The organism is Pradoshia sp. TA40_28 (assembly GCF_059694525.1).
In genome coordinates, this window is sequence record NZ_JCATZO010000007.1 from 13446 (window position 1) to 32173 (window position 18728).

Annotated in this window: 19 protein-coding genes; 7 read left to right on the forward strand and 12 right to left on the reverse strand. The window is 36.1% G+C overall.

Translation table 11 applies throughout. The features are described from left to right. Positions 1-25 precede the first annotated feature (25 nt). Together fabI and mgtE are read right to left on the reverse strand one after the other, a co-directional pair. Positions 26-805, reverse strand: a complete 780-nt coding sequence (gene fabI, locus AC58NB_RS10665; protein WP_497426815.1) for an enoyl-ACP reductase FabI — start codon at positions 803-805, stop codon at positions 26-28. A 106-nt stretch (positions 806-911) separates the two neighbouring features. Beyond that, complete coding sequence (mgtE, locus tag AC58NB_RS10670) at positions 912-2273, reverse strand: magnesium transporter (RefSeq protein ID WP_497426816.1); 1362 nt, start codon at positions 2271-2273, stop codon at positions 912-914. A 132-nt stretch (positions 2274-2405) separates the two neighbouring features. On the opposite strand from mgtE, the gene prpE reads away from it, so the two are divergent. Then, positions 2406-3152 (forward strand): bis(5'-nucleosyl)-tetraphosphatase PrpE, encoded by a 747-nt coding sequence (gene prpE, locus AC58NB_RS10675; protein ID WP_497426817.1) that lies wholly within the window; start codon positions 2406-2408, stop codon positions 3150-3152. A 58-nt stretch (positions 3153-3210) separates the two neighbouring features. Here the strand turns inward: prpE and AC58NB_RS10680 are convergent, their stop codons facing one another. From AC58NB_RS10680 to yjbM, 3 genes are all read right to left on the reverse strand, one after another. Then, positions 3211-4122 carry an RluA family pseudouridine synthase gene (locus tag AC58NB_RS10680; RefSeq protein ID WP_497426818.1) on the reverse strand — a complete coding sequence of 304 codons (912 nt, stop codon included), beginning with the start codon at positions 4120-4122 and terminating at the stop codon, positions 3211-3213. 138 nt (positions 4123-4260) lie between these two features. Continuing rightward, positions 4261-5055 carry an NAD kinase gene (locus tag AC58NB_RS10685; protein ID WP_497427042.1) on the reverse strand — a complete coding sequence of 265 codons (795 nt, stop codon included), beginning with the start codon at positions 5053-5055 and terminating at the stop codon, positions 4261-4263. Between the two features lie 21 nt (positions 5056-5076). Beyond that, positions 5077-5700, reverse strand: a complete 624-nt coding sequence (gene yjbM / locus AC58NB_RS10690) for a GTP diphosphokinase (protein ID WP_497426819.1) — start codon at positions 5698-5700, stop codon at positions 5077-5079. Between the two features lie 249 nt (positions 5701-5949). Between yjbM and AC58NB_RS10695 the strand changes: the two genes are divergently transcribed. The 5 genes from AC58NB_RS10695 (at position 5950) to AC58NB_RS10715 (ending at position 9246) form a co-directional block, all read left to right on the forward strand. Next, entirely contained in the window at positions 5950-6561 is a 612-nt protein-coding gene (locus AC58NB_RS10695; protein WP_497426820.1) for a CYTH domain-containing protein, read from the forward strand. A 6-nt stretch (positions 6562-6567) separates the two neighbouring features. Continuing rightward, positions 6568-7236, forward strand: coding sequence for a lytic transglycosylase domain-containing protein (locus AC58NB_RS10700; RefSeq protein WP_497426821.1), 669 nt, complete (start codon positions 6568-6570; stop codon positions 7234-7236). 241 nt (positions 7237-7477) lie between these two features. Continuing rightward, entirely contained in the window at positions 7478-7882 is a 405-nt protein-coding gene (locus AC58NB_RS10705) for a globin domain-containing protein (RefSeq protein ID WP_497426822.1), read from the forward strand. After that, on the forward strand, positions 7875-8759 hold the full coding sequence (locus AC58NB_RS10710; RefSeq protein ID WP_497426823.1) for a ClpXP adapter SpxH family protein: 885 nt from the start codon (positions 7875-7877) through the stop codon (positions 8757-8759). Before AC58NB_RS10705 ends, AC58NB_RS10710 begins: the two co-directional genes overlap by 8 nt. 313 nt (positions 8760-9072) lie before the next feature. Further along, a complete protein-coding gene (locus AC58NB_RS10715) occupies positions 9073-9246 on the forward strand; it encodes a hypothetical protein (RefSeq protein ID WP_497426824.1) in 174 nt (57 codons plus the stop codon). A 222-nt stretch (positions 9247-9468) separates the two neighbouring features. Here the strand turns inward: AC58NB_RS10715 and pepF are convergent, their stop codons facing one another. The 6 genes from pepF to AC58NB_RS10745 form a co-directional block, all read right to left on the reverse strand. Then, the gene (pepF, locus tag AC58NB_RS10720; protein WP_497426825.1) at positions 9469-11280 is read right to left on the reverse strand and encodes an oligoendopeptidase F; all 1812 of its coding nucleotides are present in this window, start codon (positions 11278-11280) and stop codon (positions 9469-9471) included. A gap of 51 nt (positions 11281-11331) precedes the next feature. After that, on the reverse strand, positions 11332-12483 hold the full coding sequence (locus AC58NB_RS10725; RefSeq protein ID WP_497426826.1) for a competence protein CoiA: 1152 nt from the start codon (positions 12481-12483) through the stop codon (positions 11332-11334). Positions 12484-12601: 118 nt separating this feature from the next. Continuing rightward, positions 12602-14116 carry a cardiolipin synthase gene (gene cls, locus AC58NB_RS10730; protein ID WP_497426827.1) on the reverse strand — a complete coding sequence of 505 codons (1515 nt, stop codon included), beginning with the start codon at positions 14114-14116 and terminating at the stop codon, positions 12602-12604. Between the two features lie 185 nt (positions 14117-14301). Continuing rightward, positions 14302-14961, reverse strand: a complete 660-nt coding sequence (mecA, locus tag AC58NB_RS10735) for an adaptor protein MecA (RefSeq protein WP_497426828.1) — start codon at positions 14959-14961, stop codon at positions 14302-14304. 257 nt (positions 14962-15218) lie between these two features. Further along, positions 15219-15614, reverse strand: coding sequence for a transcriptional regulator SpxA (gene spxA / locus AC58NB_RS10740; protein ID WP_066101447.1), 396 nt, complete (start codon positions 15612-15614; stop codon positions 15219-15221). A 359-nt stretch (positions 15615-15973) separates the two neighbouring features. Further along, positions 15974-16555 carry a GNAT family N-acetyltransferase gene (locus AC58NB_RS10745; protein ID WP_497426829.1) on the reverse strand — a complete coding sequence of 194 codons (582 nt, stop codon included), beginning with the start codon at positions 16553-16555 and terminating at the stop codon, positions 15974-15976. A gap of 298 nt (positions 16556-16853) precedes the next feature. On the opposite strand from AC58NB_RS10745, the gene AC58NB_RS10750 reads away from it, so the two are divergent. Next, on the forward strand, positions 16854-17042 hold the full coding sequence (locus tag AC58NB_RS10750; protein WP_497426830.1) for a hypothetical protein: 189 nt from the start codon (positions 16854-16856) through the stop codon (positions 17040-17042). A 345-nt stretch (positions 17043-17387) separates the two neighbouring features. On the opposite strand, the gene AC58NB_RS10755 is transcribed toward AC58NB_RS10750, so the two are convergent. Further along, a complete protein-coding gene (locus tag AC58NB_RS10755) occupies positions 17388-18587 on the reverse strand; it encodes a putative glycoside hydrolase (protein WP_497427043.1) in 1200 nt (399 codons plus the stop codon). Positions 18588-18728: the final 141 nt, after the last annotated feature.

An 18728-nucleotide genomic window follows, 5' to 3' on the forward strand; every position in this document is an offset into this window, starting at 1 on the left:
TCACATTGAAGAGTAGTCATTATCATTATAAACTTAAAATATGATATCCTGAATCAACATGGATATTCTCACCCGTAATCCCACGGGACAATGGACTAAAGAGAAATAGCGCTGTATCTCCTACTTCTTCCTGAGTTACTTGTCTCCGCAATGGTGCCCGTTCTTCAAACACTTTTCGTATTTCGTTAAAATCGCCAACACCTTTAGCTGACAAGGTTCTAATAGCTCCTGCAGAAATAGAGTTCACTCTTACACCTCTAGGTCCAAGATCATTAGCCAAGTATTTGACACTTGCTTCAAGAGAAGCTTTTGCTACACCCATTACATTATAGTTTTGCACTACCCGCTCTCCGCCAAGATATGTAAGAGTAATAATACTTGCTCCCTCATTCAAGATGTCCTTCGCTTCTTTAGCAACAGCCGTTAAGGAATAAGAACTAATATTTTGAGCTAATAAGAATCCATCTCTTGTTGTATTCATATACTCGCCCTTTAACTCTTCCTTGTTGGCAAAAGCAATACAGTGTGCTATTCCATCTATTTTGCCATACTTTTCTTTGATAATGGCAAAACACTGTTGAATCTCTTCATCCTTCGTTACATCACATGGCAGTACAAAGGTCTCTGCTCCGCCCTCTAAACTGTTTACAAGCTCATAAACACTCTTTTCCATTCGTTCTCCAGCATAAGTGAAAATTAATTTAGCGCCAGCCTGGTAGAGTGAAGTAGCTATCCCCCATGCAATACTTCTTTTATTTGCTACACCCATAACAACAATGGTTTTCCCATCCATACTCAAGTTCATACGAAGGATTCCTCCTTAAATTTAATACATGTTATTAGTACCTACTACTAATTTAAACTAAGTAAGGAAGAATCGCAACCATTTTCTGTTTTTTCAGCTAAATATATCATGCTAGATACCCCATAAAGAGGGTAGCCATTCCAAAATAGATAAGGATACTGATTAAATCGTTAATTGTTGTAATAAACGGTCCAGAAGCGACGGCAGGATCAATATTCATTTTATGCATCAATAAAGGCACTAGGCTTCCAGCTAATGTTGCAACAATTAAACTCACCAATATTGAAATTCCAACAAGAGCGGCAAGTACCGGCTCACCTTTCCAGACATACACAATAATAGTTACCACGATCCCGCATGATACACCGGTTATAAGACCTGTTCCGGCTTCTCGCCATAGAAGTTTCAGCTTGCTCTCATCCTCAATTTGACCAGTAGCTATTCCTCGTACAATAACAGCCAAACTTTGGGTACCTGAGTTACCGGCCATCCCTGCGATTAAAGGAATAAAGACAGCAAGGATTGCTTTTTTCGATAGAGTCTCCTCAAATTGACCAATTAAATTAGCCGTCATCATGCCTAAAAATAATAAGATAATTAACCATGGCAGCCTTTTTCGAGCAGATGAAAATGGACTCTTGTCCATGTATTCCATATCGGATACCCCAGCTAGTTTTGAGTAATCATCCGAAGCAATTTCATACATAACATCAATCATATCATCAAAAGTAATAATACCGACCAGATGATGTTGAAAATCGACAACCGGCATCGCTATAAAATCGTAGTCTCTCATTTTTCGAGCTACTTCTTCCTGGTCATCACTAACTTTTACTACATAGACCTGTCTGTTCATTAACTCAAAAACCATTGTGTTGTCATCCGCCACAATCAAATCACGCAAGGAAAGAACCCCAGTTAATTTATGATCCTCATCCATCACATAAATATAATAAATTAATTCAGCATCCTGAGCTTCCTTCCTCACTAATTTCATCGCAGATCCTACTGTTTGATTTTCCACAATGCTAATAAACTCCGTAGTCATAATACTGCCTGCAGTTGATTCTTCATAGTGAAGCAAATGCCTGATATTTTGCGATTGCTCTTCATCCATTAAAGACAAATAACTAATAATTTGTTCCTTATCCAAATTACTAAGCAGGTCGACTGCATCATCCGTATGCATTTCAGCTAAAATAGAAGCAGCATATCGAGGATCCATTTCGGCTAAAATTTTCTCTATAACTTGATCTTCATACTCATAAGCAAGATTTCCAATAAGCTCTGCCATTTCATCTGGTGAAAGGAAATGATGAACGGTAGCTCTTTCTTTTTCTTCTAATTCCGCATAAAACTGCGCTTGATCGTATGGATGTATTCCCAAAAATATTTTCCGGAACTGTTGGAGATTTTCTTCTTTTAAAGTTTGCAGCAAATCTCTTTGTTTGCTTTCCTGTATGTCCATTCTTTGAGGTCACCCTCTCATTATTATGTCGTCTCTAATCTGTCTACTATACCCTATACAATTTCCTAAATCGTTATAATTGAAACAAAGTAAAAAAGGGTAATATAAAGGTAATAGAAGGAAGTGATTTAAATGATTTATGATTGCATCGGTGATGTACACGGTTGTTATGATGAATGTATAGCATTATTCAAAAAGATGGGCTATCAATTTGATAGTGAGGGTATACCTGAACATCCAAACGCTTATACTCCTGTATTCATAGGGGATATAACAGATCGCGGTCCTCACTCAATCCAGATGATTCATCTCGTATGGACATTAACCATACAAAGAAAAAAAGGATTATATATCCCAGGAAACCATTGCAATAAATTATATCGTTATTTCCTAGGTAATAAAGTGAAGGCTGTTCATGGCTTAGAGACGACAATTGCCGAACTCGATGCCTTGTCTAAACCGGATAGAAAGAAAGTTCGCGACCGATTTGTGCAATTATACGAGTCTGCTCCCCTGTATCTTGTCTTAGATCAAGGAAAGCTTGTCCTTGCCCATGCAGGAATCAAAAAAGAATTGATAGGATCCAAGCATAAGGGTGTTAAAACGTTTGTCCTGTATGGGGATATAACGGGGAATACCCTCCCAGACGGAAGACCCGAGCGAAGGGACTGGGCACTCCACCACCCTGGTAACCCGATGATTGTCTATGGACACACGCCTGTTCGTGAACCAAGAATTAAAAATAATACGTACAATATTGATACCGGAGCTGTATTTGGAGGAAAATTAACAGCACTGCGTTATCCTGAGCTGACATTATTTTCAGTTAACTCTTCCCTTCCCTTGGTGCCGGAAAAATTTCATACTTATGCTGAATGATTCCTTTACCACACCCTTCCTTATTTAAAGGGGGTGTGGTATACCTTCTTCTATCTCTTCATGTAGACTCATTTTTCCTATTATCTACTTTATTACCCGCACGAATAACATTCTTAATATCATCCGGTAAGGCACATTCAAACGAAAGTGTTTCTTCAGTTATAGGATGGGAAAACTTCAGTGAATAACAATGCAGTGCCTGCCGTTCAATCAGCTGTCTACTCCCCCCATATAAATCATCGCCCATCAATGGATGACCCATAAAGGCCATATGTACTCTTATTTGATGGGTCCTTCCGGTTTGCAGCTTTAATTCCATAAGTGAAAAATCCCCACATGCTTGAAGGGTGTTATATTCCGTACAGGCATACTGGCCATCTGCACGAACCTCACGTTTAATAATACTCGAATCCATCCGGCCGATAGGTTCTTCTATGATACCGTTTAAAGGGGAAATCACACCCGTAATTATAGCTTTATATTTCCTTTCAACCGTTTTTACTGACCGTGACAGACTTAATAAATGATGTATATGGCGATGCTTCGCAATCAAAACCAAACCTGAAGTATCCCGGTCCAGTCTCGTGACAATATGGACAGTAGCCAAGTGTCCAATTTGTTCATAATGCCCTCTAATTGCATTAGCTAAACTGCCAAGCGGATGTTCTCTTGATGGAATTGTAGACATACCGGCTGGTTTTTGAACAACCATTACATAGTCATCTTCATAAACGATAGAAAGCGGAATTTTTTCGGCCTTAAGCTGATTACTTCCCACTTCTTCCGGAAAGACAATCGTAACCTGGTCACCTGTCTTTAATATGTATCGAACAGTTACCTCTTGTTGATTTACATAAATGTAGCCGCCTTTAAATTTAATATCCGCCAGAGCTGATTTTGATATTTTCTTATCAACCAAATAATCTCTCAATACTTTATTGCAATCCTGATTTTCTATTATCCATTCCATCTTAAATGGCGTCCCCATAATTACCTTCCTTTTGTCTTTCATACTTCAAAAGTTTCTGTACTTAACGAGTAGTTTATTCAGTAAAAAAGGTGCCCAAAAGCTACATGCATACTTTTAGGACACCTATTATATCTTTCCTTATTCTGTAACAAACGAATCACGTACTCTTTTCCAGAATGGAAAAGGCCTGAAACGTGCGAATCGAATTTTTTCATCGGCTACTCTGAACTGGATTGATTTTACATCTTTATGTAAAAGGCTCAAATGATCAATCGTAATCTGAAAATCATCGTTTGTTACTGGTTTCATCATACAGGTATGATGAGCTGGCAGTATTAAAGGAGAACCAATTGTACGGAACACTCTATTATTTATAGAAGCCATTTCCGTTAATTGGATAGCAGGGATAGATGGATGAATAATGGCACCACCAAGCGCTTTATTATAAGCTGTACTACCGGAAGGAGTGGATACACATAGTCCATCTCCTCTAAATCTTTCAAAGGATTGTCCTCTTATTTCTACATCCATTACAAATGTACTTCCCACACTTTTCACGGTTGATTCGTTTAAAGCCAAATATTTAGCTTCTCTGCCTCCATGACTGTATCGTACCGTAATCTCCAATAATGGATATTCCACAGTTTGATAAGGTGTTTTAGCAATAGCGTTCGCAAGCTTATTGATCTCTTCTGGAGTCCAATCAGCGTAAAAACCCAGGTGCCCTGTATGTACACCTACAAATGCCGTTTTATCAAGGCGTGAACTGTAGCGATGAAAGGCATATAATAATGTTCCATCACCGCCTACTGATATAACAACATCTGGTTGATCTTCATCATAAATAACACCCATACTATCAAGTTGATCTTTTACTTGCTCCATGAAATGATTAGATTTGGTATCTCCTTTAGACGTAACTGCATATTTCATCATAATCCCCACCTGTAAATGTTATTTCCCCCTCTTCTTAAAGACATATCGCTGCGCTTCCTGTATTTCCAATTTAATTTGGGTCATTTCTTCATCCATATGGAAAGCTGCCTCAGCTAATCTCTCTAAGCGACTACGTAAAATTTCCGGGAATTGTCCGTTATACTTATAATTAAGCGAATGCTCGATTGTAGCCCAAAAATTCATAGCAAGGGTACGAATTTGAATCTCCGCTAATATCTTTTTCTCCCCGTGAATCGTTTGAACCGGGTATTCAATGACTACGTGATAGGAACGATATCCGCTTGCTTTTTTATTTGTAATATAGTCTCTTTCTTCAATAATCACGAAATCAGTTCTTTGTCTTAATAGCATGACTACCTGCTTTATATCATCCACAAATTGGCACATAATTCGAAGACCAGCTATATCCTGCAACTCCATTTCAAGTCTTTCCTCAGGTATTTGCTTTTGATAAGCCTTATCCAGAATACTCGCAATCGGTTTGACACGTCCAGTAACAAACTCTATTGGTGAATGTTCTTTTTCTAAGTCACATTGGGTCCTTATACCCCTTAATTTGATTTTCAACTCATCAACCGCCTGTTTATAAGGGGCTAAAAATTCATCCCATTTTCTACTCATGGATTCCACCACCTGAAATACTATTCAATATCTTCTTATAACGAGCAAGGGAAAACTTCAGATTGATGCCGTTTTCATCTATATGTATGTTTAAAACTCGTTCACTGAATGTTACCCATTATAATGAATACAATTCGTACTATTATTGCCCTTATTCTGTTCCAAACCATTTTAACACAAAGATTACAGGGATATCTAAGATTGATGTTATCTCACTAAGAAGTCATAATAGTTATACATAATTTTATCATGGAGGATGAGTATATGAGCGAGCAAATCGAAATAGAATTCAAAAATTTACTGACAAAAAAGGAATTTGATTACCTCATACAAAAGTTTGGGATAAAGCCTGAACAATTTATCATGCAAAAAAATCATTATTTTGACACCGAAAACTTTGACTTAAAAAAATATAATTCTGCTTTACGCATCCGAGAAAAAAATTCAACCTATGAAATGACTCTTAAGCAACCTCTTAAAAATCAAAAAGGCTTACTCGAAACAAATTGGGATTTGGATCATTTGACGGCCAATAGCATAATGGAAAACGGTGGGATACCTGATAGTAAAATTGCTGATAAGATTAGCGATTTAAAAATCGACCCACAAACGATTCAATATTTTGGCACCCTGACAACAAAACGAGTTGAAGTTCCTTATAAAAACGGTCTGCTCGTTTTAGATAATAGCTCCTATTTCCAAATTGAGGATTATGAGGTAGAATTTGAAGTGCATGACTACATCCAAGGAAAAAACGAATTTGATCAACTTTTAAGAGAAGCTGCTATTCCAATCCGACCAACCAAAAATAAAGTACAACGCTTTTATAACCAAATGGTTTTAAAACTTACTGAGGAGTGAACCAAAGTGAACGTAGGAGACATAAGTACAATTATTCAGCTTCAAGCTCTGGGATCTCTAAGACCAACCAGTACTCAATCTACATCTCAAACAACGTCTTCTGCTAATTTGTTTCAGGATTTGCTGAATGAGGTACTAACATCTGCCAGCAATCCAACTAATGCGATTCAAGCCAATAGTGGATTAGGTACCTTGGCCACTATATTAAATAATAGCTTACTTACCGTTTCACCAGCGTCATATAATCCTATCTCTGTTTCTAGCCATCCAACTGCTAAAACAGAGAATGTGGAACAGCCTACTGGCTACGATAGCATTATAAAAGAAGCAGCCAATAAATATCAGGTTCCTGAAAAACTAATCAAAGCTGTCATTCAGCAGGAGAGCGGTTATAATTCCAATGCCATAAGCTCTGCCGGTGCATCCGGCTTAATGCAGCTAATGCCCGCGACTGCTTCTTCCCTAGGTGTAAATAATATTATGGATCCCTATGATAATATTATGGGTGGAACGAAATATCTTAAGTCTATGCTGACAAAATATAATGGAGATATTGAACTGACTTTAGCTTCTTATAATGCAGGTCCAGGAAATGTGGATAAATACGGTGGTGTCCCTCCTTTTAAAGAAACACAAGCATATGTAAATAAAGTCATGACTTCCTATTACGCATAATTGAAGAAACAAGCAAAGCTATTCATGTATATGGATAGCTTTTTTAATGCTCAGGAAGCTTGTTAACCATTCCAAATCATTAAGATAGCTATCGGATATAATTTTGGTCACTTCTCCCCATTATATAGACACTTATATTGCCATAAAATTATAAAAGGAGGCAAAAAAAAGCAGGATATTGGAAAATTTAGGTCTCTCTTGTTAATATTATTCTTATCAACTCATGGAGGGAGAATTATGTATGGCTGAACATCCAACTCCATATGATGCATTAGGGGAAGTGCGGCTATCTGAATTAATAGATACATTCTACGATCTTGTGGGTTCTCATCCACTGCTCGCTCCACTATTTCCAGATGACCTGACAGAGACAGCTCGTAAACAAAAACAGTTTCTAACACAATTTCTAGGGGGGCCAACATTATATACAGAGGAACATGGCCATCCAATGTTAAGAGCCAGACATCTCGCTTTTGAAATAACCTCTATACATGCCAAAGCCTGGCTGAGCTGCATGGAGATGGCTATGGATACCATCCATCTAGAGTCTCCCTTAAGAGAGTATCTATTAAACAGACTCACCTTAACAGCTGAGCATATGATTAATACGAAAGATTTACAGCAAAAAGGTGATTTTTATGAATAAGCATAATTCTTCTATTCCTAAATGGCCAGATTGGCTTTCCGCACATCAATTTTTTAAACCGTTAGAAAAACCATTAGAAATCTATTTATTCATAGATCCTACTTGTCCGTCTTGCTTTCAGTTAGACCGAATTATAAAAAGACTTAAACTAGAATTTGGTCACTATTTTTCTTTAAAATATGTATTTAGTAAAAAAATCGGACTAAATCATTCAAAGTCTAAAGTATACTATAAAAATCCCTCGCCTCTTCCAGCCATAAGTAGAGCAGGGATTTCCTGCGATGAAAATATCTGGATCAGTAATCCCGAGAGCTCTTTATATATGACCCCTATCGCGATTAAAGCGGCCGAATTGCAAGGAAAAAAAGCAGGTTATCGTTTTTTCAAAAAGATTCAGGAAGCTTTATTTCTTGATCAAAAGAGTGTGTCCAATTGGCAAACATTGTTGGCCTGTGCTCGTAAAGCCCATATTGATTGTGATGAATTTGTACGTGATATCCAATCAGAAAGTGCCATAAAGGCTTTTCAATGTGATCTTAAAATTTCTTTTGAAATGGATATCACTGATTTGCCAAGCTTAGTCTTTTTCAATCAAAAGATGGAAGAAGAAGGGATTAAGATATCAGGAACCTATCCTTATGAAGTCTATGTACAAATACTTGAGGAAATGTTGGGATATCCGCCTAAAGCTCAGTCACTTCCACCTATAGAGGAATGCATTAAGGATTTCCAAATTATTAATACTCATGAAATCACCTTTATTTATCAAATGGATAAGCAGGAAGTTGAAAGAGAAATGAAAAAATTACTTTTGAAGCGCACAGTTGAGAGGGTATCATCCTCCAACACAACGTATTGGAGATATGCAGAAAACTAAGTGAATTCGCTATTATCATTATTATTTTAAAATATTTTACCGCATAAATAAGAAGAAGACTCTGTAATCGGACAGAGTCTTCTTCTTCATACGAACAAAGGGGATGGGAGAAATTTTTCACGGTCAAACAAAGGGGTAAATGTTTGCTAGTGATCAACTTCACAATAGTAATATAACAAAAGTTGAGGACTTATGCAAGTACTTTGTTCATTTATTCACATTTCTGTCATTTTCTCAGCATACTCTCTCTTTCGGAGCCATAATCTATAGTAATCAATACATTTCCCACTATATATAATAAAGGGTGATTTCTATGAAAAAATTTTATTTTGGCGGCTTAGTTATACTGGTTTTATTTTCTTTATTCCTGCAATTACTTGGTATTATGCGTATAATCCCTCTCTATGTATCTTCACCGATATTATTCCTCTCTTTTTTTATCTTTCTTTATAGTATAGGTTATCAAAAGAAATTTAAGGGATTTTAAATAGCTATTGAGTAGACCACTCGTTGCATGAAACATAACCACCGTTGGATAACAATCGAGGTAGGATAGACACTCGTTTAGATTGATCAAAACGGGAGCTGCAAAACCACTATGTAAACTTATGAGATGGTATTTATTTCTCGTTAAGGTAGTCGGCCTTCTCATGTAAAAAAGAGTAGCACAGACCTTTTCTGGATCTGTGCTACTCTTTTTAGTCTATCCTTATTTATTCAATAAAGCTTCCATCTCATTCAATTTTTCTTCAAAGACTTTACAAGCTTCTTCAACCGGCTGCGACGATGTCATGTCTACGCCAGCTTTTTTAAGAACCTCAATTGGGAAGTCACTTGAACCTGCTTTTAAGAAATCAATATAGCGCTCAACTGCAGGCTGCCCTTCTTCTAAAATCTGTTTACTTAATGCAGCCGCTGCGCTGAAGCCTGTCGCATATTGGTATACATAATAATTGTAGTAGAAGTGAGGAATTCTGGACCATTCCAAACCAATTTCCTCATCTATGACAATATCATCACCAAAGTATTTTTTATTTAGTTCATAATATTTTTCTGTAAGACTCTCTGCAGTCAGAGCTTCTCCATCCTGCGCCATCTTATGGATGATATGTTCAAATTCAGCAAACATCGTCTGACGGAACACTGTACCTCTAAAGCCTTCAAGATAATGATTTAATAAATAGATCTTTTTATTCTCATCATCAATCGTTTTCAGCAAATAATCATTCAATAAAGCTTCATTTGTAGTAGAGGCTACTTCAGCAACAAAGATTGAATAATTACCATATGGGTATGGTTGATTCTTGCGTGTGTAATAGCTATGCACAGAATGGCCAAACTCATGTGCCAGTGTAAATAAGTTATTCACATTGTCCTGCCAGTTCATTAAAATATACGGATTAGTTCCATATGAACCTGAGGAGTATGCCCCACTTCGTTTACCGCGATTTTCATGCACATCTACCCAACGATTTTCAAATCCTTCTTTCAATACATTAATGTACTCTTCACCCAGAGGCTCAAGTCCTTTTAACACATATTCCTTTGCCTGATCATATGGAATATCCATCTTCACATCTTTTACTAATGGTGTATATAAATCATACATATGCAGTTCATCCACACCCAACAGCTTCTTACGCAATTTTACATAACGATGTAATAAATGCAGATTGTTGTGAATGGAATTAATTAAGTTTTCATATACACTTTCCGGAATATTATTATTGCTCAACGCTGAATGTCTGGCAGAATCATAATGACGCACTTTAGCATAGAAATTATCTTTCTTTACCGTTCCGGATAAGGTACTCGCAAATGTATTGCGGTATTGCCCATACGTCTTATACATCGCTTTAAAGGCTTCCTCACGAACTCTGCGATCACTGCTTTCAAGAAATCTGCTGTACCGACCATGAGTCAGTTCCACTTCTTCTCCATTTTCATCTTTAATGGTAGGAAAACGGAGATCGGCATTATTTAACATACCAAACGTATTGGAAGCAGTCCCCATTACTTCTGATGCCTGAGCCAATAAGGCTTCTGACTCAGCTGATAGTACATGAGGCCTTTGCAGATTAATTTCTTTTAAAGATTGCTCATATAGGGAAAGCTCTTTTTTATCTTGCATAAATTGATTGATTGTTTTTTCATCAATTGCAAGGATTTCAGGCAGAATATAGGAAAACGCACTGGCAGCCTGAGAATATAGATTTCGTGCACGGTCGTCCATTCCTTGATAAAATGTATTACCAGTGTCCTGGTCGTATCTCATATGGGAATATGTATATAAACGCCCAAGTCTCTCAGTAATCATATCCTGAAATTGTAAAGCCTGCCATAAAGTATCGGCACTATCTCCCAATTTCCCTCTATATTGATCTCCTTTTGGCAATTCCGCCAAAATTTCCTTGAATTCCTTTTCCCACGCTTCATCACTTGGGAAAATGTCCTCCAGTCTCCACGTATCTTCTACAGGTATATCTTTTCTTTCAGGTAATTGCTTTACTTCTGCAGCCATGCAGTTCCCTCCAATCATTTACTTCTTTCATAAAAGTTCTTCACAGTACCTTTATTTCCCTTCAAAAAAATCGAATAACCTCAATTTGATTATCTCTTCAAGATTATCATCTAAAAGGACTTCTTCTCTTATTATATAATGATTTGTACTGGATACTTCCAAATAATCAATTTTTTCGAGGAAATGGAGATATTCTTTTAGTGCAGCGAATAAATCCTGATTTATTAAAGGGCATTTATTTAATATGATATCTTTATTCTTTATTCTTTCCAAAAATCTTGTCCGAATCCATCCCTCACTAATCGATTCATGCAGCTTGCCCGCATTCTTTAAATCGATATAGAGGAATCCTTGCCAGACAAAGGCCGGTACCCCATACATACAGCCACTTAACAAAGGAATTCCTATAAACCCAGGTATTTTATAGGGAGATACCCCTGCTTGATATAATTCTTTCATCAGCTTACTAGTTAGACCCTTAAAGCGTATTTCATTATATAGTTGCAAATGACGTTTATTAAACCACTCGTTTAGATACGAAATTTCTTTTTGAGGGGGGAATAAAATAGTTTCAAGGGGCTTGTCATTAGATAACCTTACATTTATCATTTGCCCAAAATAATCTTCAATTGAAGCAGGTATGACATTAACGAGTGCTATTATAGAGTTAGGTGTCTTGGGATTATGAAAGAGGAGATAAGCGGTAGAAGATTGACTGAGGGCAGATTTCAAGGTAGAGGTTAACTTCCATAAATAAGGACTCTTTCGTTTAATAAAATGGCTGTGAAAAATCCAGACTGGCACAATCCCAGCATTTATATACCCCATTGTCCTTTTCAAAAATAGGTCCTCATGAATGGGTGAACATTGATATTCAATGGCATACGAGTGGTTATCCTTCTTTATAAAAATATCCGGTCTTTGCTTGATATCTGCTAAATATTTCTCTAGTTCGACATTCATATTACATCTTAGTAACCAACGGTATAAATTAGTCTTACCTGATAGATGATCTGCCGTTTCAGATTCAGCGGCTGCCTGGCAACTCTCTTTGGAACGATGGGCAAAATGTGGAATTGTATGAGGACCTGAACGATAAATGACTCGATTAAGACATGCAGGACAACGATACTCTTCCACAGGTTTATTCATAATAGTTCTTGCAGGGATTTGCTTGTTTTTTTTATTAATCGCAATGAGCATGTACAGTCTCCTTCCTATGTCTGATACATACTCTATTCCCGACTTTTATTCCTAACCCTTCACCTAATTAAAATCTAATTGTCAATCTAATGAACAATTTTCATAAGTAATTTCAACATTATAGCATCGGAGATAACAATCTTGACAAAGATTCCAACATTCTCATACCAAAATTCCGTTCCTTAAATATTTCTATATGAAGCTCGTTAGAAACCAATAAATCATGTAAATAATCATTTACCAATGTTTGTACACTCTCCGTTTTATAGAGAAAAGCATTCACTTCAAAATTTAAATGGAAGCTTCTCATGTCCATATTTGAAGTACCTATGGAGGCAAGCTCACTATCTACAATCACGATTTTCGAATGCATAAAACCTTCACGATATTCATAGACTTTGACCCCTGCTTCTAGTAAGTCTGGATAATAGGATCTTGAAGCATGAAATACGATTCTTTTATCTGGGTTGCTTGGTACTAATAAGCGAACATCAACACCGCTTAATGCAGCAATTTTTATGGCTGAGAATATATCTTCATCCGGAATAAAATAGGGAGAAGCAATCCATACCGATTTTTTTGCTGAAGTAATCATAGAAAAGAAAATATTTTTAATGGTACTGTATTCATTATCTGGGCCACCTGATATAATCTGTACTCCTCCCATTCTTTTATCAATGCTCATCTGCTGAGGAGCAAGATACTCATCCGTCAAAAAGCTATGATTGGTCATATAATACCAATCCTGCACAAAAATGAGCTGCAAACTGCGTACCCCTTCTCCCATCAACATCAAGTGGGTATCACGCCAAAAGCCGAAGTTCTCATCTTTACCCAGATATTCATCTCCGATGTTTAAACCGCCAACAAATCCAATATTTCCATCGACCACAACGATTTTTCGGTGATTTCTGAAGTTGAATTTATTATTTAGAAAGGGAATCTTTACTGGACCAAATGGGACAACTTCAATCCCCCATTTTCTCATTTCATTGATATATTTCTTGGAAAGAGTCCATGAACCAACAGCGTCATAGAGAAATCGTACCTTCACGCCGTTTTTTGCTTTATTAATCAAGATATCTTTAATTTCGTTTCCTAGTGTATCATGGCGAACAATATAATATTCTATATGTATGTGATGTTTGGCTTGTAGTAACGCTTCTTTGATGGCATTAAACGTCTCTTTCCCATTCGTAAGGACCTTTGTATCAGTAGATAGAGAGATTGGTGTGTTTCCAATTTGTTCAGCAAGATGGAATAATTGCCTGTAATCCTGATTTTCATCAGAAATCTCCAGTAACTTCTTTTCTTTTTCCCCAGTTATGTCCATGTACTTTTGTTTATCTAAGAAATATTTCTTCTTAAAGATCTTTTCTTTTCGATAATTCCTACCAAATAGCAAATAAAATAAAAAACCAACAACAGGAAATGCACCTAAAACGATTAACCATGCAACCGTCTGTGTAGGGTGTCGATTCTCCATAAAAATGACAAAAGCAATGAAAATAACAGATAAAGTAAACAATATACTTGCATATTGAATATATTCACCACTGTAATATTCATCATAAATAAAACCAATTACCCCTAAAATCACGATAAATAAAAGAACATTAATAAAATTCTTCATAATCCTCACCTTATCCGTTTCTTAAACAACTTTCATTATCTATACCCAAATATTGACGTAATGACTCAAATACGCTATTGGTTTTATATGCGTTTCCTGAAAAAATGTCTCTCTGTATGGAGCGGTTACTAAAAAAGGACAAAAAAGCCGACTTCCATCAGGAAATCAGCCTTTAATAAATATACTTAAGCAAAGTATTGACTTACAGTTGAAAATACATCATTAGGTATGATTACTTTGCCGTATTCCTCGAGCCGATGGATTGTAACTACAGACTCATCTGCATATTCAAGTAAAATTGATAGCATATTATCAATTTCCTCTTCTGCAAAATCTCCATCCGGAAACTCAACATACAAATAATATATATTTTCAAAGGAGATTAGTTTGGTCATAACTCCTTGGATTCCATTTGTTTTACTTAACGCAATGACATCTTCAAAGTCTTTAAATGAAAGGACAAATTCCAACGTCTCATCCTCTGCTGTTTGCTCTTCTATCGCGTGATTAGTTTGAAAATGCTCTTCAAGCATAGATTCAATTTTCACATCAACAGAATTGGCGGGATCATCAATTGGCAAATCGAATTTATGACCATCCTTGGACAAGTGGGCTCTAGTGACTAAAATCTCCAACCCTTTTTCAAGAGCTTGGATTTGAATCCAGAGTGGTCCTTCGACAGTAAAATCCTCTTCTTCATGCACTTCGTCCATCATTTCCCAGAAAAGTTCCTCACTTCGATCACGATTATACCAGATCTCTTCTCGATCGAAGCCTCGCTTTTCAATATCTCCATATGAAATGTAGAATTTTACTGTATTCTCATTAATACGTTCGATTTCCATGATTCACTCTCTCCCTTCTGGTTTGAGGTAATTGAAGGGATATACCCCCAAACTAGGTTGTTATATCTTTTCCCTGTTTTAAAAAATGTTAATCATGGATGTACTATTTATAAAGCAGGTGGTAGTTATATTTTATGATAAATTAAGAATAGTGGGAAACAAAAAGCCTATATTTCATAAAATAATTATGTCTAATAATTTAAGATACACCAAAAAACCCCTTGCTGTCCAGGCAGGGGGTTTTTAATTATAAAAAACTAATTGACTAAGCGCTGCGCTTCCCGTAGTTGAAATGTTCTTACTTTACGTGGTAAAAATCGTCTGATTTCATCTTCATTATAACCAACTTGCAGACGCTTCTCATCAATGATGATTGGTCTTCTTAGCAAGCCAGGATTCTGTTGAATGATATTAAACAATTCCTGTAATGGCAAATTATCAAGATTTACATTTAACTTTTGAAAAGTTTTTGAGCGCGTTGAAATGATTTCATCGGTACCATCTTCAGTCATACGTAAGATTTCTTTAATTTCATCAAGACTTAATGATTCAGAAAAAATATTTCGTTCTTTATATGGAATATCATGTTCTTCCAACCATGCTTTTGCTTTTCTACATGACGTACAGCTAGGTGATGTGTAAAGTGTAACCATTCCCTGTCACTCTCCCTATTCTTAAAGTTCCCTTATCCCGATTGAGCTATATATTTAACATTTTACAATGCTTATGTTACTATCTAAATTATAATTATTATAATTAAGAAATATATAAAATTATTATACATGATAAATTATGGAATGTGTAGAGATTTTTTTGAAAATGTTTCCTCGTTTACAAAATATTAAAGTTACTAACACATAAATGAAATAATTGTTATATTACTCCATTCCTTTGCACTATTTCATTTGACCTGTCCCTTTATATTCCGATATAATCTACTATTTATATACCCGAGAGCGAAGCTGTTAAACATCCTCAAAAAAAAAGAAATTACAAGCTGGAGAATCTATCTTCAGCTTGTAATTTCTTTTAAAATATCTAATTTATCTTCTTTTATTTTCAGTGCTTTCTCAGTTGGTCTATATTTACCGCCATATAATTGTTCATCTTTATACGTGTGCAATTCCCTATAAACTTCCTGCATTGCTTTTAATACTTCTTGATCCATATCAGCATTTGGTTCTGGACTCCAATATAATAGTTCTAATTCCACATCTTCGTTTGTGGCAAGAGAATTTTTAATGTAGGAAACAGTGTTTGCATGCTTGAATCCTTCTCGTTTATAGAAACGCAATCTTCTTGCTGTATCTTCTTCTGCCTCATCTGCAGGCTCTACCTCTAAAAATATCAGTTTATCCTTCAACTTCAATTTCTCTAAAACCTTTTTACCTGTTCCATTCCCTCGGGAATTACTCATCACATATAAATAATCTACAAAGATAAAATTCTCTCTTTCTGCATATAATAGGATATGACTTTTTCCTTCATCCAGAAAATAATCCTTCTTACCGTGATTAAGCAGCATGTTTATATGTTCTTCTGATTTCATTTCTTCTTTCGGGAAATATTCGCAAAGTTTTTGATACCAACTCATATGATGCACCTTCTCCTTCTCTATCTATTTCTATATTCCCTTTTTAGGGGATTATGTTCTGCTGTCTCTATTAAGTTGTTGAATATTCATTCACTATATCGAACACCAGGCTTCTCATGCTAATTCATTCGAATCTATCACCTGCATGAAGGATATAGGGTACTAGTTGTATAATTTAAGTAAATAAAACCGAGTCACTTAACAACCAAGGTACATATTCCCTTTCCTACCACTTTTTAAACTATTAGAATACAATTGTAAAGAACTTCACAACTATGAAATATAGAAGGAGGAGCTAATGAGCCAGTATATCCTTGATTTCATTTTAGTAGCCTGTTTAATAATTGGACTGACCGCTTTTATGGGTCCCCTAACGAATGGTATTGGTAATCTGATTTTCGGCAGGAAACAACGCTCCAAATATGTTGTCCAATCCAATCACTCGACAGCCGGCTTTAACAAGGTTGGCGGCAAAGGTAACAAATAGCAGACTACAAGATTTTCATTATTTATAGAAGGAAAAATATCTATCTGTCCTGTAATTTACTATGTTATCACTAAAACAAATATTGATATTACAAATTGATTTAAGGTCTGTATTATCCGATCAACGAATCAATTAAGCACTTTATCTAAACTTTAAAAAGCTATTTCCACTACCCATTAAAAAGAAATTCAAGTTCAGAACCCCCGCACCCAGTCCCTCAGTGTTAGATCACCATAACAGTGAAAAATGGGCTAACACATACTCTTTTCATTGTTTGTCTATTTCTTTTAAAACTAAAAAAAGGATTGGCTTTTGGCCAATCCTTTTTATCTGAATGAAGTTGACTTATTGCTTATAATCTACTCCTGTTGTATAGCGGTTTCCTGAATTCCATAATAAATACTCATTGATTCCTTCCTCTTTCAAGGCTCGAATTTGATCCTCTACCTCTTGTTTGCCATATGGCTTATAATTTCCTGTTCCTAACCATGGCGCTGTAAAATCCTGAATCCATGGCCTTGAGATTGGCGGCGTCTCTAAACTGCTTAATTTCTTATTTTCGAGTTTTGCATATTCTTTCACGAGCTTATATGGTTCTAAGTCGGGCTTGGAAATTCCAAAATAAGATGTCCAATGACTTGGATAGATCATTGAAGAAATAACATCGACATGCTCAGATATCTTGGAGAAGTTTTGTCCTATTCCAGGGGCTTCAGGAAGAGTAGCAGAGTAGCCAAAGATATCAACAGATACTTTTACCCCGTATGGCTCCAATTCACTCTTAGCATACTCCACAAAGTCTGTGACGGCGTTTACACGGTGCTGTACATTATCTACCGCTTTATCCCCATAATTACCCACTGAATATTTTAATTCTTTATCGCGCGTCTCAAAACCTTCGGGGAAACGAACATAATCAAACTGAATTTCCTGGAAGCCCATTTCAGCTGCTTCTTTCGCAATCTCTACGTTATATTCCCAAACTTCTTTCACAAACGGGTTAACAAATGATTCACCTCTGCCATTCTTCCATACTTCTTTTCCATCCATGAATGACCATTCAGGTTTTTGTTTTGCCAAATAGCTGTCCTTAAATACAGTTATTCTCGCAATTGGATATATCTCTCTTTTTTCCATATCTTTTAATAATTTTTCTGGATCTTTAATTAAATTCACGCCGGCCTTTGCATAGGATTTAGAGGAATCTGGCTTATAGGTTAAATTACCACGGTCATCCTTAATATCAATAACCATGGCATTTAAATCAGTAGATTCCACTAATTGAGCCAATTCATTATATTTACTGCCACCAGCAGAGTTTCCTGTTACATAAATGCCGCGAACTGCATCTGGATATGTAAATGAATAATTAGATTCCTTTATAAATCGGTTCATTCCATCAGGAAGTTCTTTATTTTCCAGAATAATTGTCTGTCCACTATGTAATATAAACTCTTTTTCCGATTCTGTAGCAGCATAGGATACTTCTGCACACGACACTCCTATTAGTAGGATTGACAAAAACGCTACCATTTTTTTAACCATTTCCATTCCCCACATCACTCCTTATTATCACTATCATTATACCTCCTATTATGATGAAAAAACCTCTCCCACCTCTTTTTCCAAATATAAACCAAAAAGGCTATCCACAGCTGGATAACCTTTTTGATAGAAATTCAATAA